Here is a 26,691-nt window from a genome sequence, read left to right on the forward strand (position 1 = left end):
AAAAAGTTCAAATGCTTCGTTGGTTAATACCTTTGCTTTTAATTTCTTTACTCGAGTTTTATTCTTTTCAGGCTGTTAAAACAGTGATTAAGTCAAAATGGGTTTTAGGAATTTATCTTTTAGTTTCTTTAGTTGTTATTGTATATATAACGTATTTCTTTTTAACGCATGATAGAGGTTCAGGGCAAAATAAACAATCATTGTTTACTATTGGATTGTTTTTGATAACTTTTGTACCTAAAATTTTCTTAACAATTATCCTTTTAGGAGAAGATATTTACAGATTGTTTGCAGGATGTTTAAATTATTTTATTGGGAATGATAATAGTGATTATTTTTTTCCTCAACGACGAAAGTTTGTGAGTCAAATAGCCCTAAGTTTAGCGGCTGTTCCATTTGGTTCTTTGTTATATGGAATGACAATAGGAAAATATAATTTTAAAGTCAGAAAACAAACGCTCTATTTTGCTGATTTACCAGATGCTTTTGATGGAACGACAATTACACATATTTCAGATATACATAGTGGTAGTTTTGATAATCCAGAAAAAATAGAATATGCTATTGATTTGATTAATGAACAACAGTCTGATTTAGTTTTGTTTACAGGAGATATTGTGAATACACATGCGAAAGAAATGTTGCCTTGGATTACTACATTTAAAAAAATTCACAATCCTAAATTAGGAAAGTATTCTGTCTTAGGAAACCATGATTATGGTGAATATTTTGATTGGGATAACCAAGAAGCAAAACAAGAGAATTTTGAGGCAATTAAAGATTTGCATCGTCAAATTGATTTTGATTTGCTATTAAACAGAAATGTGGAAATTACAAAAGGAGCCGACTCAATTAAGTTAGTTGGTGTTGAGAATTGGGGAAGACATTTTAAAAAGGCAGGAGATTTGAAAGTAGCTTCAGAAGGAGTGAAGAAAGAAGATTTTAAGATATTAATGAGTCATGATCCAAGTCATTGGGACGAAGAGGTGCAATATCATGAAAATCATTATCATTTAACTCTTTCTGGTCATACACATGGGTTTCAATTTGGAATTGAAATTCCTGGTTGGATAAAATGGAGTCCTGTACAATATGTTTATAAGCAATGGGCTGGCTTATATGAGAATATGGGAAAATATATTTATGTAAATAGAGGTTTTGGTTTTCATGCGTATCCAGGAAGAGTAGGTATTATGCCTGAAATAACTGTTTTAGAACTAAAAAAACGTGAAAATGTAGCTTAATTCAGTAAAAATGCTACATTTGTATATTATTTTTGCTTAAAAATTTCGATTTATGTCAAAATTTGGAGAACTTATTGATGCTAGTGTACCAGTATTGATAGATTTTTTTACAGAATGGAATGAACCTTCTGTTGCAATGAATGAAGTTATTCGTGATGTAGCTGCTGCTTTAGGAGATAAAGCTAGAGTTATTAAAATTGATGTGGATAAAAACCGTGAATTAGCAGAGGCATTAAGAGTAAAAGGCTTACCTACTTTAATGATTTATAAAGCAGGTCAAATGGTATGGAGACAAAGTGGCGAAATGGATGCTAATACTTTAATTGCGTTGGTTCAAGAACAGGCCTAATCAAGAAATTGTTTCAAAAACATATCCTTTTTGTTTTAAAATTTCAATTGTTTTAGGTAATGCAAATTGTAAGTTCTTATGGGCTTTTAAACTGTCATGAAAAACAATTATACTTCCTTTGCTAACGTTTTTTATAACATTTTCTAAGCATTTTTCTGGACTCGTATTGATATCAAAATCATAGCTTAATATATCCCACATTACAATTTTGTATTCTTTTCTAATAATTCTTATCGCTTGCTTATTTTTAATTTTTCCATAAGGTGGACGAAATAATTTTGTAAAATGAAAGCCAGAACTATGTTTTTCTATAGTTTTATGGCAAAGGTTAAAATTTTCTATATACGACGTTGTATTAGCTTTCCAGCCATTTAAATGGTTGTAGGTGTGATTCCCTATAGCGTGCTTTTCTTTAAGTATTCTTTTGAAAATTTCTGGATATTTTTCAATGTTGTCTCCAATACAAAAGAAGGTTGCATTTATGTTTTCTTTTTTTAAGAGGTCTAAAACCCATTCTGTAATTTCAGGGATTGGGCCATCATCAAAAGTGAGATAAATTTTTTGTTCAGAAGTGTATATTCTCCAAATGTAGTTATGGAAAAACCAAGAGATGAAAGCTGGTGTTTTAACCCAAAAAAAACGCATTTGTAAATGTATTAAATAAAAAAATGTGATATGTTTTTCATATCACATTTTTATTTGGAAAATTTTAATTATTCCATGTCTCTTTCAAATTCAGGAAACATCTTGTTGTAGTTGTTGAACTTTACTTTTTCTTGGTTATAAAATTCCATGTCGTTAGCACGCTTCATAATTTCTAATAAACTTCTATAACGTTCTATATTAGACACTATCTGTATCATGGTATCTTTATCAATGTTGCTTTTGGTTATACCACTAAAGTAAGTTAGTTCTTCTTGATACTTTATGATTAATTGTTTAATAACAGCTCTAGCTTTTTCTTTCTTGCCTATTTCATAGTAGCCTTCAGCAAAAGGATCAACTAAGGTGTAATACTCAAAATAGTCGACAGGCATTTTTTCCATGGCAAGGTCTATTATATTTTCGGCTTTATCATTTTTACCTTCATTGATTAATGTTTCCATTAATCTGGCTAAATTGGTCCTATAGGTAATTCCGTTTTTACGAGTTTCAGGGTCATGATAGATGTTAGAATTACCACTATTTCCCCAATCCCATTTACGAATAATATTATACATTTTTTCAGAATCAATATATCCCATTTCTAGAGGATTAGGTCCATCATTACTGTTTTTTGTTTTAACCGGAACTAATTTAAAGCACATAGCATCTAATTCTAGATAATCTTTCATCCATAGATAGTCGTCGTCTCCAAAACTGCCACCTGTGAAATAAATGGGTCTTTTCCAATTATTCGCATTAATTATGTCTAACATCATTAATCGATTTTTGTATAAAGCGTCACCTTTAATTTTAAATTGCATATAAGGAACTATAGAATCATAATATTTAGAAGAAACTACTTTGTTTTTTATAATGGTTTCTTTGTCTATAGGAATTATTATTTTATTTGAAGGATAATAATTAACAGATTGACCACTACGTAAGTCTATTTTAGCTCTTTCATCTTCTAATGAAAGAAATTGAATTAATTTATCTAGTGTTATGGAATCTTTCGTTTTTTCAATAAAGAAACTATAATCTCTATTACTACCTTTGTATAAGTCTCTAGACATAGTTAGTGGAATAGGGTCAGATTCATACGCTTTTCTTCTCATTTGATCGATGTACCAATCCGTCATAAACAAACTGGTGTTTACGATTCTTACATCGGTACGGTAACCTTCAATTTCTTGTGCGTACCATAGAGGGAATGTGTCGTTATCACCAATGGTAAATAAAATGGCATTTTTATCACAAGAATCAAGATATGCTTTGGCGTTTGCAAGAGCAGTATATTTGTTTGCACGTGAATGGTCGTCCCAGTTTTGAGAAGCCATAAGCACAGGAGCAGCTAATAAAGTTCCTCCTAAAACGATAGAAACAGTTGTCTTCGGATTTAAAAATTTCTTTATACCATCATACAATGAATATACTCCAAAAGCAATCCACATAGCAAATACATAAAAAGAACCTACTAGTGCATAATCACGTTCTCTTGGCTCAAAAGGTCTTTCATTTAGATATACTTTTAAAGCTAAACCAGTAAATAAAAATAATACTAATAAAACATAGAAGCTTTTTATATCTTTTTTTGCATGATATACAATTCCTATAACTGCCAAAATAAAAGGTAAAAAGAAATATGTGTTTCTGCCTTTATTATTTAACATATCAGATGTTAAGTTCTCTTGAGAACCAAGGCGAATAGCATCTAAAGGTTTTATGCCACTAATCCAGTTTCCATCAGTTGTGTCTCCTTTCCATTGGTTATCACTTTGTCTTCCGGTAAAATTCCACATTAAATATCTCCAGTACATATATCCAAATTGATACTGGAACATGAATTTTATATTACTGAAAAAGCTTGGTTTTTCAACTATTAAATAGTCACCATATCCTTTTAAAAATTTGTTGTAGTCATCATAGTCTAGCCTGTGATTGTTAAATGCATTTCTAAACTCAGCTACAATTTGGATTAATTCTTGTTCATCTGCATATTCAGGTTTAATTCTAAAGTCTAGCGGTTTTGTAAAACGCATATAATTTTCACTGTGATCGCTACTCCACATTCTCGGTAAGAAAGCTTTGTGGTTGTCATCAGTGTTTTGATTTGCGTTTTTGTAATTGTTTATAATAACATATTTTCCAGAGATTGTATCTCTTTCGTAATTTGGTTTTCCATCGGTATAAGGATTGTTTTCGTCTAATCCTGAGTAACTGTCAGAAAACTGAGGCCCATAGAATAAGTGTTGTTCTCCATATTGTTCTCTATTGTAATAAGCTAAAACTTCAGCTGCATCTGAGGGTTTGTTTTCATTAATAGGTGGATTTGCATTGGCTCTAATAGGTAACATTAGCCAAGTTGAAAATCCAATTAATATGAATAACACAGATAAAATAATGGTGTTATAAAAAATATGGCCTTTTACTTTAGTATATTTTAATCCAAAATAGAATAGAGCGATTAAAATAATAAAAGCTATAATAGTTCCCGAATTAAAAGGTAGTCCCAAGCTATTTACTGCAAAAATTTCAGTTTTACCAAAGAAAGCTAAGGTGTATGGGAGTAATAATTTGAAAATAAATAATAGGATGGCTACAATAATTACATTAGCAAGAAGAAAGCTTTTAATGGTAATGCTCTTGTATTTTTTAAAAAAATATAAAAAACCAATAGCAGGAACAGTTAAGAGGGCCATAAAATGAACTCCAAAGGAAAGTCCAATAACTAAAGAAATGATTAATAACCATTTATTACCTTTGGGTTTATCCATATCTTGCTCCCATCTTAAGCCTAGCCAAAATAAGATAGCAATTAAAAAAGAAGCCATGGCATATACTTCTGCTTCAACAGCATTAAACCAGAAGCTATCTGTAAAAGAGAATGCTAATGAAGCTACAAAAGCACTTCCTAGTACCATAATGTAGTTTTCTTTTGATGCATTTTCTTCTTTAATAAATAGACGTTTCATTAAAATGGTAAGAGACCAGAACATAAACAAAATTGTAAATGCACTTGAAAATACAGACATCATATTAACCATTAAAGCGGTTTTTGATGCACTCATCGCAAACATGGCAAAAAATGCGCCTAACATTTGAAAAAGAGGTGCTCCAGGAGGGTGGCCTACTTCAAGGTTTGCGGAGGTGGCTATGTATTCTCCACAATCCCAAAAACTCATTGTTGGTTCAACGGTTAATGAAAAGGTAACCAGCGCAATTAGAAATGTTATCCAACCAACGATAGTATTCCATTTTTTAAAATTGAATGCAGTCATAAAGTAAATATTTGTCTTTCTTATTTTAGTTATACAAAGAAACTACTTTTTTGTTACTAGAAAAGATTTAAAATAAATTTTAATATTTTTTTTAGAAAAACTTGCAGATTAAAAAATATGTTCTAAATTTGCACTCGCATTAATGAAGCATGGCCCATGGTGTAATGGTAACACTCCGGTTTTTGGTACCGTCATTCAAGGTTCGAGTCCTTGTGGGCCAACAAAAAAGCCTCTCAATTGAGAGGCTTTTTTATTTCTTTTGTTTTTTATTATATTTTAAAAGTTATAACGGGTCTTTTAGCGTGATTTACTAGGTCTTCACTAATGCTTCCATTAAAAAAATGTGAGATTCCTTTTCTTCCATGCGTGCTCATTCCTATAATATCTGCATTTATGCTTTTTGCAAAATGAAGAATCCCTTTTTCTACATTAATATCATTGTAAATATGTGTAGAGTAACTGTTGATAGAAAAATGTGAAACAAAATCATCCATTATTTTTTGAGCAACACGTGTTGATTTGAAATTGTTAGGGGTGTTTATGTTTACTAAATGAATGTGAGAATTGAATTTGTTTGCAAAGTCAACTACCTTTTCAAAAGGTTTTTTTATTTCGTCAGAAAAATCAGAAGCAAAAACAAAATCTCTAGCACTAAAATCGGTTTCTTCTCGTTTAATAACTAAAACAGGGATGTCGGCATTTCTAACTACTTTTTCGGTATTTGAACCAATGAACATTTCTTGGAAACCACTTGCGCCGTGTGAACCCATTACAATTAAATCTGCATTGTGTGTTTTTTGATTGTTCATTATTCCGTCAAAAGCAATTTCAAATTGAATTACTTTTGTTGTTTTGATGCCTTGTAGGTATGAGGCATTTATTAAATTGTCTAATTTTGCAATTGCTGCATTTTTAAACAACATTAATTCTGGTATTTCGTGTGAAGAAGTTATAGCATCATTTCCTGTAGTAGGCAATTCTAGCATGTGAATAAGGATGATTTCACTATCATCTTTTTTGGCAATTTGAGCAGCTACTTTTAGGGCGTATTCAGCATGTTTTGAAAAATCTGTGGGTACTAAAATTTTTTTCATAAATATATAATTTTTGAAATTTTAATTGTAAAAGTTTACATCATAAAGTTACTGATTATATTCTAATTAAACAATTATTTTAAATTAAAAAAATATTATGTATATTTGCATCGGTTATTTATAAAATGATTAAATAATGAGGCACGCACTGCGTGCCTCTTTTTATAAAAATATGACATTTAAAGAAGAGGTAAATCGGTTGTTAGAAGGGGTTTTACAAGAACGTTCGTCGCTTTTTTTGATTGATTTAAAAGTAGATGATTCCTATAAAATTAATATAGTTTTAGATGGGGATAATGGAGTTACGTTACAAGATTGTGTGGATGTGAGTCGAGCAATAGATGCTAATTTAGATGGAGAAAAATACGATTTTAGTCTTGAGGTAGCCTCTGCGGGTTTATCTAGTCCGCTTAAGTTGGTAAGACAATATAAAAAAAATATAGGCAGAAATTTAAAGGTTAAGACAACAAGTGCTCAAGAGATAGAAGCTTTGCTTACTGAGGCTAATGATGAGAGAATAACATTGAAATGGAAAGCAAGAGAACCAAAAAAAATTGGAAAAGGTAAAGAAACAGTAGAAAAAACTGTAAATTTGCTTTATTCTGAAATTAAAGAAGCTACAGTAATAGTATTATTTTAAATAAAGAGTTGACATGGAAAATATTGCGTTAATAGAATCGTTTTCAGAATTTAAAGACGATAAGCTCATAGATAGAGTTACCTTAATGGCAATTTTAGAAGATGTGTTTAGAAATGCATTGAAGAAAAAATACGGTTCAGATGATAATTTTGACATCATTATAAATCCTGATAAAGGAGATATGGAGATATGGAGAAATAGAACTGTGGTAGAAAATGGAGAGGTTGAAGATGAAAACTCTGAAATTTCATTGGCAGATGCAAGAAAAATTGAACCAGATTTTGAAGTAGGGGAAGAAGTGTCTGAAGAGGTAAAATTGTTTCAATTAGGAAGGAGAGCTATTTTGGCTTTACGTCAAAATTTAATTTCAAAAATTCATGAACATGACAATACAAATCTTTACAAGCAGTTTAAAGGTTTAGTAGGAGATATTTACACAGCAGAAGTGCACCATGTAAGACCAAAAATGGTAGTTTTAATGGATGATGATGGGAATGAGATTGTGTTGCCAAAAGAAAAGCAAATTCCTAATGATTATTTTAAAAAAGGAGATAATGTTAGAGGGATTATAGAAAGTGTTGAGTTAAAAGGGAATAAGCCTCAAATTTTAATGTCTAGAACTGCACCAGAGTTTCTTGAAAAATTATTTGAGCAAGAAATTCCAGAAGTTTTTGACGGTTTAATTAATGTTAAAAAAGTAGTAAGAATTCCAGGTGAAAAAGCAAAAGTAGCGGTAGATTCTTATGATGATAGAATTGATCCTGTAGGAGCATGTGTAGGGATGAAGGGTTCAAGAATTCATGGAATTGTTCGTGAATTAGGAAATGAGAATATAGATGTAATTAATTATACAAGCAATATTCAATTATATATAACTAGAGCGTTAAGCCCTGCTAAAGTATCTTCAGTAAAAATTGATGAAGAAACTAAAAAAGCAGAAGTGTTTTTGAAAGTTGAAGAAGTTTCTAAAGCAATTGGTAGAGGAGGATACAATATTAAGCTAGCTAGTTTGTTAACGGGTTATGAATTAGATGTAATTAGAGAAGGAGTTGTAGAAGTTGATGATGTAGAGTTAAGAGAATTTTCTGATGAAATAGATGCTTGGGTAATAGAAGAATTTGAAAAAATAGGTTTAGATACTGCTAGAAGTGTTTTAGGTCAAGATGTGGAAGATTTAGTTAGAAGAACAGATCTAGAAGAAGAAACGATATTAGAAGTTATTCGTATCTTGAAAGAAGAATTAGAAGATTAACTTTTAAAAGGTATAAATAACACACAAAACAAAAAGAATTAGAAAAAAGATTATATGTCTGACAAAAGAGTTATAAGAATCAATAAAGTTTTAAGGGAGTTAAACATTTCTCTAGATAGAGCTGTGGATTTTTTAAAAGAAAAAGATCATGAAATTGAGGCAAGTCCTAATGCTAAAATATCACAAGAGGAATACGATGTCTTATGCAGTCAATTTTCAGCCGATAAAGGTAAGAAAGTAGCCTCTCTTGAAGTAAGTGAAGAAAAAAAGAAAGAGAAAGAAGCTCTTAAAAAAGAGATAGAAAAAGAGGTGGAAATTAAACGTCAGCATGAAGAACTGCAAAAACAAGAAGTGATCAAAGCAAGAGCTTCTTTAGCAGGTCCAAAAGCAGTAGGAAGAATTGATTTAAATCCTAAAAAGGTGGAACCAAAACAAGAAACTCCCGTTGTTGAGGAAAAACCAGTTGAAAAAGAAGAACCAAAACAAGAGAAACCTGTTGTTGTAGAAAAGCCTAAGGTTGAACCAGAAAAACCTGTGGTTAGAGTAGTAGAAAAAGTACAACAGCCTAAAGTAGTTATTACGCCTGCTGCAGAAAAAAATAAACCACAAGAAACCACTCCTGGTGAGGAAGATAAAATAGCGACAAACTATCAAAAATTATCTGGGGCAACTTTTACAGGCCAAAAAATTGATTTAAGTCAATTTAATAAACCTAAAAAGAAAATAGAGCCAAGAAAAGACATTAAAAAACCAGGTGATTCAAAAGCGCCAAATGCAAATGGAGGAGCTAATAATAACAATAATTCAAATAAGAATAAAAGAAAAAGGATAACCAAGCCAGCACCTGGAGCAAATAACAACAATTCGTTTGGTCAACAGCAAGGAGCAGGCGGTCCTAAAAAAGATTTCTCTAAAGATAGATTTAATAAAGGTAAAAAAGTGGTGGTTCAAAAAACAGAACCAACAGAAGAAGAGGTTAAAAATCAAATTAAAGAAACTTTAGAAAGACTTCAAGGTAAAGGTAAAAAAGGTTCGAAAGCAGCTAAATATAGAAAAGATAAAAGAGATTCACACCGCCAACGTGTTGATGATGAACTACAACAACAAGATTTAGAAAGTAAAATCTTAAAAGTAACCGAATTTGTTACTGTTGGTGAAATAGCCTCTTTAATGGATGTGCCAATTACTAAAGTTATTGGAACCTGTATGTCACTTGGTATTATGGTTACTATGAATCAAAGATTAGATGCAGAAACCTTATCTATTGTGGCAGATGAGTTTGGATATGAAGTAGAATTTATTACAACAGATATTGAAGAAGCTGCTGAGATAATAGAAGATAATCCGGAAGATTTAAAACATAGAGCTCCTATAGTTACGGTTATGGGACACGTTGATCATGGTAAAACATCCTTATTGGATTACATTCGTGAAGAAAATGTAATTGCGGGAGAATCTGGAGGAATCACGCAACATATTGGAGCATATAGTGTAGCGTTAGAAGATGGTCAAAAAATTGCATTCTTAGATACACCTGGTCACGAAGCCTTTACAGCAATGCGTGCTCGTGGTGCTCAAGTAACCGATATAGCTATCATTGTAATTGCTGCTGACGACGACATCATGCCACAAACAAAAGAGGCAATTAGTCATGCACAAGCAGCAGGTGTACCAATGATTTTTGCAATCAATAAAGTGGATAAGCCAACTGCTAATCCAGAAAAAATAAAGGAAAGATTAGCTGGTATGAATTTATTAGTAGAAGATTGGGGTGGAAAATATCAATCTCACGACATCTCTGCTAAAACAGGTTTAGGTGTAAAAGAGCTTTTGGAAAAAGTATTGCTTGAAGCTGAAGTTTTAGAATTAAAAGCAAATCCTACTAAAAATGCATTGGGAACTGTTGTAGAGGCTCAGTTAGATAAAGGACGTGGTTATGTGGCAACAATTTTGGTACAAGCAGGAACTTTAAGGATAGGAGATTATATGCTTGCAGGAAAAAATCATGGAAAAATTAAAGCCATGTTTGATGAAAGAGGCCACAATGTAACAGAAGCAGGTCCTTCAACCCCTGTCTCTATTTTAGGTTTAGATGGTGCTCCAACAGCTGGTGATAAGTTTAATGTCTATGAAGATGAAAGAGAAGCTAAACAAATCGCTGCAAAACGTACACAATTACAACGTGAACAATCTGCAAGAGTTAAAAAGCATACTACTTTAGATGAAATTGGAAGACGTATTGCTTTAGGTCAATTTAAAGAATTAAATATTATAATCAAAGGGGATGTTGATGGTTCGGTTGAAGCATTATCTGATTCATTCTCAAAATTATCTACAGAAGAAATTGAAGTGAAGATAATTCACAAAGGAGTTGGTGCTATTACAGAATCAGATGTGTTATTAGCTTCTGCATCAGATGCCATTATAATTGGATTTAATGTTCGACCTCAAGGAAATGCTAAAGCATTAGCTGAAAAAGAAGAAATCGATATTAGAAATTATTCAATTATTTATGCAGCTATTGATGATTTAAAAGATGCAATGGAAGGGATGTTATCTCCTGAACTAAAAGAAGAAATCACTGGTACAGCTGAAATCAGAGAATTGTTCAAAATTTCTAAAGTGGGAACTATTGCTGGATGTATGGTAACAGATGGTAAAATATTCAGAAATTCACAAATACGTTTGATTAGAGAAGGTGTAGTTATCTATACAGGTGAATTAGCAACTTTAAAACGTTTCAAAGACGATGTTAAAGAAGTTTCAAAAGGATACGATTGTGGTATGCAAATAAAAGATTATAATGATCTTAAAGAATACGATACCATTGAAGCATTCCAAGAAGTGGAAGTTAAAAAGAAACTAAAATAAATTTTTAATAAAATTAAAATTCAGGAGATCATTTTTTGGTCTCCTTTTTTTTTTGAAAAAAAATGGGTAATGTATTTTATTTATCCACACTAGAAAGAAATGTTTAATTTAAAAATAAACCAAATGAAACAAAATTTTTTCTTTCTTTTATTGCTGACTTCCTTGTTTACACAAGCACAATTAAACTTTAAGTTTGATTTTAGAACAACAGGCGGTGTACCCATTTTTACTACTCCTACTTATACTTATCCAGGTATTTCTAATGTTACTGTTATAAACGTTGATTTATCAAATTATATTTGTGAAGGAGAAGATGTTGTTATTAGAAACTTATCTAACGGAACTTATTCTAGTTCAACTATAGATAATAGTACTTTATGGGATGGTAAATGGGGAGTATGGGGAATTCCTCCTGGTTCTATTCCTACATGGACAGTAACATCAAATGTTTTTGATAATCAATTATGGAATACTGGCGTAAACTCGCAAACAGTGACTATCCCTAATATTGCTCCTGCAGGAAATATTTATATGAATTCTGGAAATGATCCTAATTATGCTTATCATCATTTACTTGTTGCACCATTGTTAAATAGTCACTATCATGAAGTATATAATTCAAATGCTGGATGTTCAAGAGTATTAGTTCTAAAAATGAAGGTTAAAAAAGCTCCAAATTGTTTGGTGTCTAGTTTGTCATTATGTGAAGGTGAATTACTAAGCGATGCTAGTCTTGGTTTAGAAAGTGGTGTAACTATTTCAAATTGGGCTCCTTTTGATCCAAGAGTTACTGCACCCACAACTACAACTAATTTTACATATACTTTGTCTAATGGAACCTGTTCTTACAATTGCTCTCTGAATTTAAAAGTTTTAAAACCAGAAAAGGATTTCTTATCAGACGCTACAGTTTGTTATGAAGACCTGCCTTTTCTAAGTTCAACAGGGGTATATGATTCTTGGACATCAAATTCTGGAGTTACTTCAATAACAGTAAACGGGGTTTCTGTTTTTGATTTTGATACGGGACTAATGAATCCTACTTATTTTAATACAGACGAGAAATTTACTTTAAATCAAACGGGTGTGTACACTATAGGTGTTACGTATTCTTTTTTTAATCAAGGGAATGTAACATGTACAAAATATTATACGATTAATGTAACTAAAGCCATAAAAATAAATTTACCAAGTTTGTTTACTTTTTGTAATGGTTATGAAATGATTTGTGGTCCTGCAGCTCCAACTGGTTATGTGTATAATTATCAATGGTTAGGGCCTGATCCAGTAACAATGACTTCAACTGTACTATCAACAGCTTCCTGTTTTACTCCTAGTGTAGATGGAAATTATTTCTTAACGGTAACCAATCAATATGGATGTAAAGTTAAGCATCTATTTAAAGTTTCTACAGGTATTCCAATGCCTATTTTAAATGATATATCGGTTTGTAAAAATGATCCAATGCCAACAATTTCTATCGCGGGTCAAGGATATTTAGCTCCTGAATATAGTATTAAATGGTATGTAAATGGAGTTTTGGTTCAAAATAGTGGGGAAACTTTGTTTATGACACCAGCTACTGGCAGTGTAGTAAAAGTTGTTATCTCTAAGGCTGGATGTAATCCTGTTACCAAAACAATTACGGTAACAATATCGTGTTGTGAGCCAACTGCGGTTGCATTTGTTGAAAATATTCAAGGTTCTAAAACACATGAAACAAAATATGGGCCAATGGAAATACCTACTGTTTGTTTGCCAAATGTATATGTTGATGGGGCATTTAGTCAAAATGAAAATAGCTATTTTGTAGAGCTAGCTGAGTTTGATTTGCTCTCTTGGTCTGACGTTACCGTTTTTTATTCAGGTTGGGTTCCAGGTGGAGTTACTGCACCTAGTCATATGGATGTAAACAATTTACTTGGTTCTAGTGTTTCTTTAGTAGCAGGAAAAGTATATAGATTTAGACTTGCTGTTGGTCCTACTTGGCATAGTACAGATGTCTTTTTTATCCCTATAAACTGTAGAACTATTCCAGGAGACAGTGCAGATGACCAAGTAGTTTCGATAAAATCTAAAGGGTTAAATACCAGTCAAGAGAGTCAAGATTCATCACTTTTGTCAAGCTTAAATTTATATCCAAACCCTACTAAAAATTGGGCAGATGTAAGTTTTTTAAAGTTAGAATCGGGTAGTTATTCTATTTTTACAACTGACGGCAGATTAGTTGCGATGAATCAATTTTCAGGAGTTAATGAATTAAGAATTGATTTTTCTATTTATGATCGAGGAATCTATATAGTTCAATTTGCTATTGGTAATGAAAAAATAACTAAACAAATAATTAAAGAATAGCCTTAAGAGTTATTAATGAAGAATTGAATATAAAATTTTAGGCACCATTTCTGGTGCCTAAAATATTTTAAAAACTATATTTTAATCCTCCATAAATGTTTCGTCCAGGAGCATTAATTCCAGAAGCAAAAACTCTATATTGAGTATCTAAAATGTTTTCAATTCCAGCATATAATGTAGTTGTTTTTAAAATTGAAAAGCTACTTTTGAAGTTATAGGTTTCCCATGCAGGCATTCCTCCTTCAGGAGCATATTTTTCATTATCTTCTCCGTTTGGAAAATAATCTTTACTACTTTTTTTACCATTATATACCATGTATATTTCAAACTGACCCCATTTTTTTTCATATTGCATACCAAGTTTTCCAAAATAGGGAGAGATATGATCTAATGGAGCTTCTTTTTCTTCGACTACTCTTCCATAGGTGTAGTTGAAACTAGCGTTAAATTGGATATCATTAACAAGATATCCTTTTACAATTGTAGACAACCCAGTTATGTAAGCTTTCCCTTTATTTTGATTAGCTAAAACTTGACTTAAAGTACCGTCATAATTAATTTGTGACTGTCCTTGATATTCAAAATTATCGGTGATAATAACATCAAATAAACGAGTGTAATAATAAATGTTCTCAAACTTAAATCGTTTGTTTTTAGATTGTATTACCAAACCAAAATCAGCAGAAATTGTTTTTTCTGGCTTCAAATTTTCATTGGGTACGATTAAAAAACCATCTCCAGATTCAAATATTTTTCCAAGATCATCAATATTTGGAACTCTAAAACCAGAAGCAACGTTAGTTTTTAAAGCAACGTTTTTAGAAGTTTTATGAACCATACCTATAGAACCGCTATAGGTTAAATTTGTTTGTTTTATTTTGGAAAAAGGTAACAGAAAATAGGTGTCATCTTCAATGGTACTATTTAAAGTTGTATACCCTAAACGACCACCAACTGCCCAAGAAGTTTTAGAATTAGATTGTTCCGTATACGAAATGTAAATATCGTTTCTAAACATCGAATTATCTCCGTTTGGATAACGAGTATCTAATCCCTCAATTGATCCAGTAAAAATATTTTGAGAATAAGCATTAGAATTTAAAGTTTCAAAATAGGATTCAAAACCATAAAATAATTCTCCTTTTGAGAACTTTTTATTTAAATCAGAAGAAAGTGAATACATGTTTACATTTTCTTTGCGATTTTGTAAATTGTAATTTCCAAAACGTCTATTATGTCTGCTTTCTTTTGCATTTTGATAAGCAATATTAATACTTAAATTACTATCAAAAATTGCTTTTTGCTTTTCTAATGTATAAGCAGCCAAAATACGTTGTTGAGGGCCATAATACCATTCAGCATTTCTTAATCCAGTTGATGTAGCGTCAGTTAAGCGGTCATACCTTGGGACATTTGTTGTGGTAGAAAATTGAAAATTAATATTATGATTGAAACCAGTAGTTGTTTTGTATGCTAATTTTTGTAAAATATTATATTGAGAATAACCAGAAAATTTTTGAACATACTTATTTTCGTTTGAAACCAATACGTCATTGCCATTGATTGTTTCTACATAAGTTTCTCTTTCGCCAAAAAAATCACCATGAGGGTTTTTTCTTTTTCCCATTTTTACATCGCCAAAATCATTCCATGAAAATAAGGTTAGAGAAGCAAAATCTTTTGTAGCATAATTTAGGTCAAATGCTGCAGATTTTTCTTTATTTATACTACTATACCTAGTGTTTACATTACCACTAAAAGAAGAATGTGTATCATTAATGAATTTTGCATTTTTTGTAGTCATGTTAATTGTTCCACCTAAGGCGTCACTTCCAAAAAGTGTAGAGGTAGGGCCATAAAAAATATCTACATTTTCAAGTATATTTTCGTCTACAGTAATAACATTTTGTAAATGACCTGCTCTGAAAATTAAATTATTCATTCTAAAACCATCTACTAAAAGTAAAACTCTGCTAGCTTCAAAGCCTCTAATGGCAGGGCTCCCACCTCCTTGTTGTGATTTCTGAACAAATAATGCTCCCGAATTAGAGAGCATTTCTGCTGTAGTTTGAAAATTTTGAAATTCGATTTGTTTCCGGTTTATCGATTCTACTTCATTAGGTAAAATCGCTTTGTTTTTTGGCGTTTTACCAGAAGTTACAATAACTTCTTCTAGGCTTTTCGTCTTAATTGAGTCATTTTCTGTTTGACCATAAAAACTAATAGAAATAAAAAAACTGCACGAAAAGAAAAATTTTCTCATTGATATATTAGCGGTTAGGTTTGATTAAAAATGCAGTTGGATACTTTTTTTTGATTTCAACTAAATCTTTTTCTGCATTTATTCTTAATCTGTATTTTCCCACCCATACTTTATAAGTAGGGTTTGTATATAAATAAGTAGCTTCAATGTCTTTAAATTCTTTTTTAAATCCCATTAAAGTATTTTTTGCAGCTTCTTTATCACCATAAAAAATTTGAATAGTATAATTTCCATCAGAATCGTTAGAACTGTCTAAAAGTTGCTTTTCTTTTAATAATTTGCTAAATCTTGAATCTTGAATTACAGTAGTTTTATCTTCTTGTGAAAAAGATTTAGAGGAGATGAAAATGCTAAGAATAGCAAAGTAAACATAATTTTTAATAGTTAATTTTCTCATAATGAATAAAATTTAAAGCAAAAGTACAATATTCTAAACGAAACAAAACAACTTAAATTATTTAGAATAAATATAAATTACATTTTAAGATAAAATTAAGGTTTTTAGAATAGTTCTAATATCGTATTTTTGTCGGAGTTTAAAATAAAGTATGCTTTTAAGGTGTAAATGATATATCTAAAATCGTACCAAATCTAGATCGATAATCATTAATTAATATGAAAAAGGTGGGTAACCATAAATCGTTTTCAAGGATTTTCTTCAGTTTAGCTTTAACGCTATCTTTTTCTTTATCTGTTTTTTCTCAAGATGCGGCGCCAACAGAAGCTGCTGAGGCTCCAGCAACAGCTGGTAATCCTGATACAGGTAAAGCTCTGTTTAATGCTAATTGTGCTGCTTGTCATGCTTTAGATAAAGTGATGACTGGTCCTGCACTTAGAGGTGTAGCAGAAAAATATGATGTTGAATTTCTTTACAAGTGGATCAAAAACAACACAGAACTTATTAAGGCAGGAGATCCTACTGCGTTAAAAATTTACAATGATAATGGTCAGAAAGCAATGACTGTTTTTCCTCAATTATCTAATGCAGATATTGATAATATTTTAGCGTTTACTTCTCAGCCTAAACCTGAGCCTCCAGTAGTAATTACTGATGGTGGAGGGAAAAATGGAGGTGGTTCTACTAATTCTGGAATTTCTAACAATGTGATTTTAGGTGCATTAGCTTTAGTGTTAACTATGTTAATTGTAATGTTGTTCTTGGTGAACAATGTGTTGACTAAAATTGCAAAAGCTAATGGTATTGAGGTTCAGAAAGATGAAAAATCATTGCCAATTTGGAAAGCATTTGTTAAAAACCAATTTTTATTAGTAGTAACAGCTATTTTATTCTTGTTGTTTGCAGCCTACTTTGCTTATGGTTATTTAATGCAAGTGGGTGTAGATCAGGGTTATGAGCCTGTTCAGCCAATTCATTATTCACATAGAATTCACGCTGGAGATAATGGTATCGATTGTAAATACTGTCACTCTGCTGCAAGAGTTGGTAAACATTCAAACATACCATCTTTAAACGTGTGTATGAACTGTCATAAAAATATTTCTGAAGTAGCAGAGGAAACTTTAGCTGAAGGAAATGAATATGGTGTGAATTATAACGATGAAATTCAGAAGTTATATAACGCTGTAGGTTGGGATAAAGCAACTCAGACTTATACGGGTAAAACGGAGCCTGTAAAATGGGTAAGAATTCATAATCTTCCAGATTTTGTTTACTTTAATCACTCACAACACGTTTCTGTAGCTGGTGTGGAATGTCAAAAATGTCATGGTCCAGTTGAAGAAATGGAAATTATGAGACAACATTCTTCTTTAACTATGGGATGGTGTATTAACTGTCACAGAGAGACAAATGTTAGAGTTGAAGATAATGCATACTATGCAAAAATTCATGAAGAACTTTCTAAAAAGTATGGAGTTGAGCAATTAACTGCTGCACAAATGGGAGGTTTAGAATGTGGTAAATGCCACTATTAATTAATATAATTTAAGAAGCTAATATCAATATACAATATGGCATCAAACAAAAAATACTGGAAAAGTGTTGAAGAACTAAACGAAAATAGTTCTATTGTTGAGACGCTAAGAAACAATGAGTTTGTTGAACAAATTCCTGTTGATGAATTTTTAGGAGATTCTAATGCTTTATCAAACAGTGCAACATCTCGTCGTGACTTTTTAAAATATGTAGGATTTAGTACTGCAGCTGCTTCTTTAGCTGCATGTGAAGGTCCTGTAGTAAAATCTATACCTTATGTTGTTCAGCCAGAAGAGATTATTCCTGGTGTAGCAGATTATTATGCAACAACAATTGCTGATGGTTTTGATTTTGCAAATATTCTTATTAAAACACGTGAAGGTCGTCCAATTAAAGTTGAAAATAACAATTTAGAAGGAGCTAAAACTGGTGCAAATGCTAGAGTTCATGCATCTGTGCTTTCATTATATGATAGCTTACGCTTGAAACAACCTAAAATAGCCGGAAAAGAGGCAACTTGGGGAGAAGTTAATGCAAAAGTAAAAGCAAGTTTAGAAGATGCAAAAGCAACAGGTGGAGCTGTAGTGCTTTTAACAAATACTATTGCAAGTCCTTCTACAGACGCTTTGATTGAAGATTTAAAAGTAAAATATCCAACTGTACAACATATTACATACGATGCAGTTTCAGAATCAAATGCTTTAGATGCTTTTGAAGCTGTATATGGAGTTCGTGCTTTAGCGAATTATGATTTTTCTAAAGCAGATGTTATCGTGTCTGTAGGTGCAGATTTCTTAGGAGATTGGCAAGGTGGAGGATACGATGCAGGTTATGCAAAAGGTAGAGTTCCTAAAAATGGAAAAATGTCTAAGCATATTCAAATTGAAGCAAACATGTCTTTAGCGGGTGCAAATGCAGACAAGAGAATTCCAATGACAATTGCACAACAAAAAAATGCTTTAGTAGACTTGTATAATGCTGTAGTTAAAGGAGAAAGTCCGAAAAATACAGATATTAAAAAAGCAGCAGCTCAATTAAAATCTGCTAAATCTAAAGGAGTTATTGTTACCGGATTGGATGATGTAAATGCGCAATTACTTGTTTTGGCAATTAATAATGCAATTACTTCAGAAGCATTTATGCCAGAAAATGCTAGATTAACTAGAAAAGGTAATGCTAAAGAAGTAGGTCAATTAGTGGATTATATGAAAGCGGGGAATGTGCATACTCTTATTATGAGTGGTGTAAATCCTGTTTATACTTTACCAAATTCAAAAGACTTTACCGAAGCGCTTAAAAAAGTAAAATTATCTGTTTCGTTTTCTATGAAAGAAGATGAAACAGCGTCAATAACAACAATAGCTGCAGCTGCTCCTCATTATTTAGAGTCGTGGGCTGATATCGCTTTAGAAAGAGGGCATTATAGTGTGACACAACCAACTATTCGTCCTTTATTTGATACAAAACAATTACAAGAAGCTTTATTAACTTGGACTGAAAATAGTGCTACATACTACGACTATTTAAAAGGTTATGCAGCTACAAATGTAACAGCTAAATCTTGGAATCAAATGGTTCATGATGGTTTTGCTTCTACCGAAGTGATGCCTTTAACAGTAAATGAAGTAGATTTTTCAACTGCTGTGAGTAAATTAGCTCAAGCTAAATCTTTAGGTATTGATTTAGTGTTATATACTAAAACAGGTATGGGAGATGGTCAGCAAGCAAATAATCCTTGGTTGCAAGAGTTTCCAGACCCTATTACAAGAGTATCTTGGGATAATTATGTGACCATTTCTAAAGTTGACGCTGAAAAGTTAAGCTTAGAAAATTGGAATGTAGCTAATGGTGGTTTAAACGGAAGTTATGTTACTTTAAAAGTAGGTAATGTGAGTTTAAATAAAGTACCAGTAATTATCCAGCCAGGTCAAGCAGTAGGTACTGTAGGTCTAGCTTTTGGTTATGGTAAAAAAGCTGCATTAAAGCAAGAAATGCAGGTAGGTGTAAATGCCTATGAATTATATAAGAACCTAAATTCAAATCAAACAGTTTCTATTACTAAAGAATCTGGGGAGCATGAGTTTGCTTGTGTTCAGTTACAAAAAACATTAATGGGTCGTGGTGATATCATCAAAGAAACGACTTTAGAAATATTTAATACTAAAGATGCTGAAGTTTGGAATCCAGTTCCAATGGTGTCTTTAGATCACCAAGAAACTCCAGCTACTGAAGTTGATTTATGGACTTCATTTGATAGGGAAACTGGTCATCATTTCAACTTATCTATTGACTTGAATGCTTGTACAGGATGTGGTGCTTGTGTTATTGCTTGTCATGCTGAAAACAATGTTCCTGTAGTAGGAAAAACAGAAGTGAGAAGAAGTAGAGATATGCATTGGTTACGTATCGATAGATATTATTCACATGAAGAAACATTTAGTGGAGATGTTGAATTAAAAGAAGGGGCATCAGGATTAATGAACTCTATTGATACTTTTAGTTCAATGGAAAATCCATCCGACAATCCGCAGGTTGCATTCCAGCCTGTAATGTGTCAACACTGTAATCACGCACCTTGTGAAACAGTTTGTCCTGTTGCAGCAACTTCTCATGGTAAAGAAGGACAAAATCATATGGCATATAATAGATGTGTTGGTACACGTTACTGTGCAAACAACTGTCCATATAAAGTTAGACGTTTTAACTGGTTCTTATATAATAAAAATAGCGAGTTTGATTATCATATGAACGATGATTTAGGTCGTATGGTATTAAACCCTGATGTAAACGTACGTTCTCGTGGAGTTATGGAAAAATGTTCATTGTGTATTCAAAAAACACAAGCAACTAAACTTCAGGCAAAACGCGAAGGTAGATTAGTTAAAGATGGTGAATTCCAAACAGCATGTTCAGCAGCTTGTACAAGTGGGGCAATGATATTTGGAGATGTAAATGATAAAGAGAGTCAAGTGGCAAAATTAGCCGAAGACGATAGAATGTATCATTTATTAGAGCACATTGGAACAAAACCAAATGTATTCTATCACGTAAAAGTAAGAAACGTTAAATAAGTATTAATTAAAGAAACAATATAAAGGATTATGTCGTCTCATTACGAAGCACCCATTAGAAAACCTTTAGTAGTAGGAAATAAATCTTACCACGATGTTACTGTAGATGTAGCTAGACCAGTAGAGGGTAGAGCTAATAAACAATGGTGGATTGTATTTTCAATTGCCTTAACCGCTTTCCTTTATGGATTAGGTTGTATGATTTATACCGTATCTACAGGTATAGGTACTTGGGGATTAAACAAAACAGTTGGCTGGGCCTGGGATATCACTAACTTTGTTTGGTGGGTAGGTATTGGTCACGCAGGTACCCTAATCTCTGCAGTATTATTATTATTCCGTCAAAAATGGAGAATGGCAATTAACCGTTCTGCAGAAGCAATGACAATTTTCTCAGTAATGCAAGCGGGTTTATTCCCTATTATTCACATGGGACGTCCATGGTTAGGATATTGGGTATTACCTATACCAAATCAATTTGGTTCATTGTGGGTTAACTTTAACTCACCATTACTTTGGGACGTATTTGCAATTTCGACGTATTTATCAGTATCATTAGTGTTTTGGTGGACTGGGTTATTACCTGACTTTGCTATGTTACGTGACAGAGCTATTACGCCGTTTACTAAAAGAATTTATGCAACGTTATCTTTTGGATGGAGTGGTAGAGCTAAAGATTGGCAACGTTTTGAAGAAGTGTCATTAGTATTAGCTGGTTTGGCAACTCCTTTGGTACTTTCAGTGCATACTATTGTATCTTTTGACTTCGCAACATCGGTTATTCCAGGATGGCATACAACGATTCTTCCTCCTTATTTCGTAGCAGGAGCAATCTTTTCAGGTTTTGCAATGGTAAACACGTTGTTAATTATCATGAGAAAAGTATCAAACCTTGAAGAATATATTACCATCCAACATATTGAATTAATGAATATCATTATCATGATTACAGGTTCAATAGTAGGTTGTGCTTATATTACAGAGCTATTTATTGCTTGGTATTCAGGAGTTGAATATGAACAATATGCTTTCTTAAATAGAGCAACTGGTCCTTACTGGTGGTCTTATTTCTTGATGATGACTTGTAATGTTTTTTCACCTCAGTTTATGTGGTCTAAAAAATTAAGAACAAGTATTGCTTTCTCATTCATTATTTCTATTGTTGTAAATGTAGGTATGTGGTTTGAGCGTTTTGTAATTATCGTTACTTCATTACATAGAGATTATTTACCTTCATCTTGGACTATGTTTCAACCAACATTTGTTGATGCGGGTATCTTTATTGGTACTATAGGATTCTTCTTTGTATTATTCTTATTATACTCAAGAAGCTTCCCGGTTATAGCTCAGGCTGAAGTTAAGACTATCTTAAAGTCATCTGGAGATAATTATAAAAGAGAGAGAGAAGAACACGGACATAATCATTCAGATAATCATTAATAATATCATGAGTAATAAAGTTATACACGCTATATATAATGATGATGACGTTTTAATGGAAGCTGTTAAACAAACTAGAGCAGCACATCATCATATCGAAGAAGTTTACACTCCTTTTCCTGTTCATGGATTAGATAAAGCAATGGGATTAGCGCCAACTAGAATTGCAATTGCTTCGTTTCTATACGGTTTAGTTGGTTTGTCAGTTGCTTTTACTATGATGCGTTTTATAATGATTGTAGATTGGCCACAAGACATTGGAGGTAAGCCTAGCTTTAGTTTTATTGACAACATGCCTTCTTTTGTGCCAATCATGTTTGAGATGACGGTATTTTTTGCTGCGCATTTAATGGTAATTACTTTTTACATGAGAAGTAAGTTATGGCCTTTTAAAAAAGCTGAAAATCCTGATGTTAGAACCACAGATGATCATTTTTTAATGGAAGTAGGTGTGCATGGTAGTGAAGAAGATATGATATCTTTCTTTAAGTCAACTGGAGCAGTAGAAGTTAAAGTAATAGAAAAGCATTAATACAAGATATGAAAAGCTTATATAAAATAGTAGCAATTGCAGGTTTAACTTTTATGGCAACGTCTTGTCATAATAATGGGAAACCAAACTATCAGTTTTTTCCTAACATGTATGAAGCCGTTCCGTATGAAACGTATTCTGAACATGAAGTTTTTAAAAATGGTAAAGAAGGTCAGTTACCTGCTCCAGGCTCAATAAAGAGAGGTTTTGTGCCTTATGAAATTCCAAATACAACTGAAGGATATGCTTTGGCTAAGGAAACTTTAAAATCACCATTAGATTCTCTCTCTATCAACCATGAGAAAGGAAAAGAATTATTCAATATTTACTGTGCTATTTGTCATGGTGAAAAAGGAGATGGTAAAGGAAACTTAGTAAAAAGAGAAAAATTCTTAGGAGTTCCTAGTTATAAAGATAGAGTAATAACGGAAGGGAGTATTTATCACGTAGTTACTTATGGTTTAAATTCCATGGGTTCACATGCTAATCAATTAACACAAGAAGAAAGATGGCAAGTGGCTGATTACGTTTTAAAACTGAAGTCTGAATTATAATTGTAAAACACTTTTTTGAAAATTATTAATATGTATACGTTTTCAAGTAAATTAAAAACTTTTTCAATTGTCCTAATGGTTTTAGGAATCTTAGGAATAGGTATTGGTTTTATGTCGGTGCCTAACAAAGAAGAAGTTAAAGAAATGATGAAAAATGCACATGATGGTCATCATGGCAAAACTGCAACTCATGAAGTTCATGAAAATGTAGGAACTCATGATGCACATAAAGCTGAAGTGAAACACGATGTTCATGGACATGATGATGCGCATTTAGAGCATGTGTTACATCAACAGCAAAATAAGCCTTGGTCAGCATTTTATGTAGCCTGTATTTTCTTCATGTTGTTAACTGTTGGAGTTTTGGCTTTTTATGCCATTCAACAAGCAGCTCAAGCAGGTTGGTCTCCAATTTTATTCAGAGTAATGGAAGGAATTACTGGTTATTTATTACCAGGTTCAATCATATTTTTTATTGTATTATTGCTTTCTGGTTTTCATGTAAATCATATTTTTGTTTGGATGGATGAAGCTGAAGTGGCTAAAGACCATTTATTACAAGGTAAAGCGGGATATTTAAATGTTCCTTTCTTTTTGATAAGAGCAGCTATATTTTTAGCGGGTTGGAATATTTATAGATATGTTTCAAGAAAGAATTCTCTTGCACAAGATGAATCTAATGATATTACAAATTATAAAAAGAACTTTAAATGGGCAGCTGGTTTCTTAGTATTCTTTATTGTTTCTGAGTCAATCATGTCTTGGGATTGGATTATGTCTGTAGATCCTCACTGGTATAGTACTCTATTTGGATGGTATGTATTTGCAAGTTTCTTTGTAAGTGGAATAACAACAATAGCTCTTATTACTTTATATTTAAAATCTAAAGGTTATTTAGAGTATGTAAATACTAGTCATATCCATGATTTAGCTAAATTTATGTTTGGTATTAGTATTTTCTGGACTTATTTATGGTTTTCACAATTTATGTTAATTTGGTACTCAGATATCCCAGAAGAGGTAACCTATTTTGTATTCAGAATTGAAAATTATAAATTACCATTTTTCGGTATGTTAGTGATGAATTTTGTATTTCCATTATTAATATTAATTAATACCGATTTCAAACGTTTGTCTTGGATTGTTGTAATGGCAGGGATTGTTATCCTATGTGGTCATTATATCGATTTTTATAACATGATTATGCCAGCAACTGTTGGAGATCAATGGTACATTGGATGGTCTGAATTAGGTTCAATAGCTTTCTTTTTAGGATTGTTTATCTTTGTAGTGTTTAGCACATTAACAAAAGCTTCTTTAGTCGCTAAAGGAAATCCTTTAATAGAAGAGAGCAAACATTTTCATTATTAATATTTAAAGAAATAAACAAATGACAAGTTTATTGATATTCTTTGTTTTAGTTTTAATTGGAATTGCAATATGGCAATTAACTAAAATTTTTGATTTAACTCAAATAGGTTCAAATTCAGCAGATTCTGAAGTTGCAAATGATAAAGACAATAGTATTAATGGATACTTAATGTTTGCTTTTGTTGGTTTTATCTATGTGTTTACTATTTATTCCTTAGTAAAATGGAGTAATTTAGTTTTAGGAACTCCAGCTTCTGAGCATGGATCAGACGTAGATAATTTGATGACTATTTCTTTGTACTTAATCTTTTTTGTACAAACTATTACTCAGTTTTTATTGCATTATTTTGCATTTAAATATAGAGGAAAACAAGGTCAAAAGGCTTTGTATTTTGCAGATAATAATAAATTAGAAGCCGTTTGGACTATTATACCAGTAATTGTATTGGCAGGTTTAATTTTATATGGATTATATACTTGGAATAACATCATGTATTATGATGATGAAGAGGAAGTAATTTATGTAGAATTATATGCAAAACAATTTAGTTGGGAAGCAAGATATTCTGGCGAAGATAATACTTTAGGTAAGGCAAATGTTAGATTTATTGAGGGAGTTAATACTTTAGGGGTTGATTTATCAGATCCAGCTGCTCAAGATGATAAAGTAGTTAATGAATTGCATTTACCAAAAGGGAAAAAGATTGTTTTCAAAATGAGATCACAAGATGTATTGCACTCAGCCTATATGCCTCATTTTAGAGCTCAGATGAACTGTGTTCCTGGAATGATAACACAGTTTGCTTTTGTACCAACAATGACTACTGAAGAAATGCGCGAAGACGAAGCTATCATTGCTAAAGTTGATAAAATAAATAAAATTAGAGCTAAAAAAAGTATTGAACTTAAAGCTAAAGGAGAAGAAGCTTTAGAACCTTATACTTTTGATTACTTATTACTTTGTAATAAAATTTGTGGAGCTTCTCACTACAATATGCAAATGAAAATTGTAGTAGACACGCCTGAAGATTTTAAAACTTGGTTAAGCGAAAAACCTACCCTTGCTTCTCAATGGGCTGAAGCTAATGCACCTGCCCCAGCACCAGCACCTGAAATTGTAGAGCCAGTAGAAACTGTTGTAGATTCTACAAAAGTAGTAGCTCAAATTATTAAATAGATTAAGATATTAAAATAATATAAGATTATGTCAGCACACGAACACGGTCATCATAAAGAAACGTTTATTACTAAATATATTTTTAGTTTAGATCACAAGATGATTGCTAAGCAATACCTGATAACAGGTTTAATTATGGGAATTGTAGGGGTATTACTTTCTATTTTATTCCGTATGCAAATTGCTTGGCCAGAACAATCTTTTGGTATATTTAAATTTCTTTTAGGTGAAAATTTTGCACCTGGGGGTGTAATGCGTAATGATATTTACTTAGCATTAGTTACGATACATGGTACTATCATGGTATTCTTTGTCTTAACAGCAGGTTTGAGTGGTACTTTTAGTAACCTTCTTATTCCATTACAAATTGGTGCAAGAGATATGGCATCCGGTTTTATGAATATGTTGTCTTATTGGATGTTTTTCATATCATCAGTTATAATGCTAATTTCTTTATTTGTAGAATCAGGGCCTGCATCAGCTGGTTGGACAATTTATCCTCCATTAAGCGCCTTGCCTCAAGCTATAGGAGGATCTGGTTTAGGAATGACCTTATGGTTAGTGTCAATGGCAATTTTTATTGCTTCTTCTTTAATGGGATCTTTAAATTATGTTGTAA

General features: G+C 32.0%; 19 protein-coding genes and 1 tRNA gene. 15 read left to right on the forward strand and 5 right to left on the reverse strand.

Annotated features, from left to right (window positions below; translation table 11 throughout):
• The first annotated feature begins 11 nt into the window (after positions 1 to 11).
• Together CX675_RS01765 and CX675_RS01770 are read left to right on the forward strand one after the other, a co-directional pair.
• Positions 12 to 1,244, forward strand: a complete 1,233-nt coding sequence (locus CX675_RS01765; protein WP_130733494.1) for a metallophosphoesterase — start codon at positions 12 to 14, stop codon at positions 1,242 to 1,244.
• Between the two features lie 52 nt (positions 1,245 to 1,296).
• A complete protein-coding gene (locus tag CX675_RS01770) occupies positions 1,297 to 1,593 on the forward strand; it encodes a co-chaperone YbbN (protein WP_130733495.1) in 297 nt (98 codons plus the stop codon).
• Here CX675_RS01770 and CX675_RS01775 read toward each other — a convergent pair whose 3' ends face one another.
• A complete protein-coding gene (locus CX675_RS01775) occupies positions 1,594 to 2,238 on the reverse strand; it encodes a polysaccharide deacetylase family protein (RefSeq protein ID WP_130733496.1) in 645 nt (214 codons plus the stop codon). It abuts the gene before it with no gap.
• Between the two features lie 68 nt (positions 2,239 to 2,306).
• Positions 2,307 to 5,516 (reverse strand): DUF2723 domain-containing protein, encoded by a 3,210-nt coding sequence (locus tag CX675_RS01780; protein WP_130733497.1) that lies wholly within the window; start codon positions 5,514 to 5,516, stop codon positions 2,307 to 2,309.
• A 150-nt stretch (positions 5,517 to 5,666) separates the two neighbouring features.
• Here CX675_RS01780 and CX675_RS01785 point away from each other — a divergent pair.
• A tRNA-Gln gene (locus tag CX675_RS01785) sits at positions 5,667 to 5,737 on the forward strand.
• Between the two features lie 48 nt (positions 5,738 to 5,785).
• Here the strand turns inward: CX675_RS01785 and CX675_RS01790 are convergent.
• Positions 5,786 to 6,610, reverse strand: a complete 825-nt coding sequence (locus tag CX675_RS01790; protein ID WP_130733498.1) for a universal stress protein — start codon at positions 6,608 to 6,610, stop codon at positions 5,786 to 5,788.
• A 172-nt stretch (positions 6,611 to 6,782) separates the two neighbouring features.
• Here CX675_RS01790 and rimP point away from each other — a divergent pair, with 172 nt between their 5' ends.
• The 4 genes from rimP to CX675_RS01810 all read left to right on the forward strand — a co-directional run bounded on the left by rimP (position 6,783) and on the right by CX675_RS01810 (position 13,728).
• Positions 6,783 to 7,250, forward strand: coding sequence for a ribosome assembly cofactor RimP (gene rimP / locus CX675_RS01795; protein WP_130733545.1), 468 nt, complete (start codon positions 6,783 to 6,785; stop codon positions 7,248 to 7,250).
• A gap of 13 nt (positions 7,251 to 7,263) precedes the next feature.
• Positions 7,264 to 8,502, forward strand: a complete 1,239-nt coding sequence (gene nusA / locus CX675_RS01800; RefSeq protein WP_130733499.1) for a transcription termination factor NusA — start codon at positions 7,264 to 7,266, stop codon at positions 8,500 to 8,502.
• A 54-nt stretch (positions 8,503 to 8,556) separates the two neighbouring features.
• Positions 8,557 to 11,373, forward strand: coding sequence for a translation initiation factor IF-2 (gene infB / locus CX675_RS01805; RefSeq protein ID WP_130733500.1), 2,817 nt, complete (start codon positions 8,557 to 8,559; stop codon positions 11,371 to 11,373).
• Between the two features lie 123 nt (positions 11,374 to 11,496).
• Entirely contained in the window at positions 11,497 to 13,728 is a 2,232-nt protein-coding gene (locus CX675_RS01810) for a T9SS type A sorting domain-containing protein (RefSeq protein WP_165395954.1), read from the forward strand.
• A gap of 67 nt (positions 13,729 to 13,795) precedes the next feature.
• Here CX675_RS01810 and CX675_RS01815 read toward each other — a convergent pair whose 3' ends face one another.
• Positions 13,796 to 15,991, reverse strand: coding sequence for a TonB-dependent siderophore receptor (locus tag CX675_RS01815; RefSeq protein ID WP_130733502.1), 2,196 nt, complete (start codon positions 15,989 to 15,991; stop codon positions 13,796 to 13,798).
• A gap of 7 nt (positions 15,992 to 15,998) precedes the next feature.
• Positions 15,999 to 16,388, reverse strand: coding sequence for an SPOR domain-containing protein (locus tag CX675_RS01820; protein ID WP_130733503.1), 390 nt, complete (start codon positions 16,386 to 16,388; stop codon positions 15,999 to 16,001).
• 218 nt (positions 16,389 to 16,606) lie between these two features.
• Here CX675_RS01820 and CX675_RS01825 point away from each other — a divergent pair, with 218 nt between their 5' ends.
• The 8 genes from CX675_RS01825 to CX675_RS20080 all read left to right on the forward strand — a co-directional run.
• Positions 16,607 to 17,926: a cytochrome c3 family protein gene (locus CX675_RS01825; RefSeq protein WP_130733504.1), complete on the forward strand. Its 1,320-nt coding sequence runs from the start codon at positions 16,607 to 16,609 to the stop codon at positions 17,924 to 17,926.
• Between the two features lie 36 nt (positions 17,927 to 17,962).
• Complete coding sequence (locus tag CX675_RS01830) at positions 17,963 to 20,998, forward strand: TAT-variant-translocated molybdopterin oxidoreductase (protein ID WP_130733505.1); 3,036 nt, start codon at positions 17,963 to 17,965, stop codon at positions 20,996 to 20,998.
• A gap of 30 nt (positions 20,999 to 21,028) precedes the next feature.
• Positions 21,029 to 22,438, forward strand: a complete 1,410-nt coding sequence (gene nrfD, locus CX675_RS01835) for an NrfD/PsrC family molybdoenzyme membrane anchor subunit (RefSeq protein WP_130733506.1) — start codon at positions 21,029 to 21,031, stop codon at positions 22,436 to 22,438.
• 7 nt (positions 22,439 to 22,445) lie between these two features.
• Positions 22,446 to 22,970: a DUF3341 domain-containing protein gene (locus CX675_RS01840; protein WP_130733507.1), complete on the forward strand. Its 525-nt coding sequence runs from the start codon at positions 22,446 to 22,448 to the stop codon at positions 22,968 to 22,970.
• Positions 22,971 to 22,978: 8 nt separating this feature from the next.
• A complete protein-coding gene (locus CX675_RS01845; protein WP_130733508.1) occupies positions 22,979 to 23,524 on the forward strand; it encodes a cytochrome c in 546 nt (181 codons plus the stop codon).
• Positions 23,525 to 23,554: 30 nt separating this feature from the next.
• The gene (locus CX675_RS01850; RefSeq protein ID WP_130733509.1) at positions 23,555 to 24,895 is read left to right on the forward strand and encodes a quinol:cytochrome C oxidoreductase; all 1,341 of its coding nucleotides are present in this window, start codon (positions 23,555 to 23,557) and stop codon (positions 24,893 to 24,895) included.
• A 19-nt stretch (positions 24,896 to 24,914) separates the two neighbouring features.
• On the forward strand, positions 24,915 to 26,072 hold the full coding sequence (locus CX675_RS01855) for a cytochrome c oxidase subunit II (protein WP_130733510.1): 1,158 nt from the start codon (positions 24,915 to 24,917) through the stop codon (positions 26,070 to 26,072).
• 27 nt (positions 26,073 to 26,099) lie between these two features.
• Positions 26,100 to 26,691: cbb3-type cytochrome c oxidase subunit I (locus tag CX675_RS20080; protein WP_240723563.1), on the forward strand; the 592-nt coding region annotated here is incomplete at its 3' end.

Origin of the sequence: Flavobacterium sp. J27 (genome assembly GCF_004303025.1) — a bacterium.
In the GTDB taxonomy this organism is placed as follows: domain Bacteria; phylum Bacteroidota; class Bacteroidia; order Flavobacteriales; family Flavobacteriaceae; genus Flavobacterium.

What these genes read in the sequence shown, in the direction of transcription:
- CX675_RS01765 (WP_130733494.1), top strand. Translation starts at nt 12, where the DNA reads ATGCTTCGTTGGTTAATACCTTTGCTTTTAATTTCTTTACTCGAGTTT.
- CX675_RS01770 (WP_130733495.1), top strand. Translation starts at nt 1,297, where the DNA reads ATGTCAAAATTTGGAGAACTTATTGATGCTAGTGTACCAGTATTGATA.
- CX675_RS01775 (WP_130733496.1), bottom strand. Translation starts at nt 2,238, where the DNA reads ATGCGTTTTTTTTGGGTTAAAACACCAGCTTTCATCTCTTGGTTTTTC.
- CX675_RS01780 (WP_130733497.1), bottom strand. Translation starts at nt 5,516, where the DNA reads ATGACTGCATTCAATTTTAAAAAATGGAATACTATCGTTGGTTGGATA.
- CX675_RS01790 (WP_130733498.1), bottom strand. Translation starts at nt 6,610, where the DNA reads ATGAAAAAAATTTTAGTACCCACAGATTTTTCAAAACATGCTGAATAC.
- rimP (WP_130733545.1), top strand. Translation starts at nt 6,783, where the DNA reads ATGACATTTAAAGAAGAGGTAAATCGGTTGTTAGAAGGGGTTTTACAA.
- nusA (WP_130733499.1), top strand. Translation starts at nt 7,264, where the DNA reads ATGGAAAATATTGCGTTAATAGAATCGTTTTCAGAATTTAAAGACGAT.
- infB (WP_130733500.1), top strand. Translation starts at nt 8,557, where the DNA reads ATGTCTGACAAAAGAGTTATAAGAATCAATAAAGTTTTAAGGGAGTTA.
- CX675_RS01810 (WP_165395954.1), top strand. Translation starts at nt 11,497, where the DNA reads ATGAAACAAAATTTTTTCTTTCTTTTATTGCTGACTTCCTTGTTTACA.
- CX675_RS01815 (WP_130733502.1), bottom strand. Translation starts at nt 15,991, where the DNA reads ATGAGAAAATTTTTCTTTTCGTGCAGTTTTTTTATTTCTATTAGTTTT.
- CX675_RS01820 (WP_130733503.1), bottom strand. Translation starts at nt 16,388, where the DNA reads ATGAGAAAATTAACTATTAAAAATTATGTTTACTTTGCTATTCTTAGC.
- CX675_RS01825 (WP_130733504.1), top strand. Translation starts at nt 16,607, where the DNA reads ATGAAAAAGGTGGGTAACCATAAATCGTTTTCAAGGATTTTCTTCAGT.
- CX675_RS01830 (WP_130733505.1), top strand. Translation starts at nt 17,963, where the DNA reads ATGGCATCAAACAAAAAATACTGGAAAAGTGTTGAAGAACTAAACGAA.
- nrfD (WP_130733506.1), top strand. Translation starts at nt 21,029, where the DNA reads ATGTCGTCTCATTACGAAGCACCCATTAGAAAACCTTTAGTAGTAGGA.
- CX675_RS01840 (WP_130733507.1), top strand. Translation starts at nt 22,446, where the DNA reads ATGAGTAATAAAGTTATACACGCTATATATAATGATGATGACGTTTTA.
- CX675_RS01845 (WP_130733508.1), top strand. Translation starts at nt 22,979, where the DNA reads ATGAAAAGCTTATATAAAATAGTAGCAATTGCAGGTTTAACTTTTATG.
- CX675_RS01850 (WP_130733509.1), top strand. Translation starts at nt 23,555, where the DNA reads ATGTATACGTTTTCAAGTAAATTAAAAACTTTTTCAATTGTCCTAATG.
- CX675_RS01855 (WP_130733510.1), top strand. Translation starts at nt 24,915, where the DNA reads ATGACAAGTTTATTGATATTCTTTGTTTTAGTTTTAATTGGAATTGCA.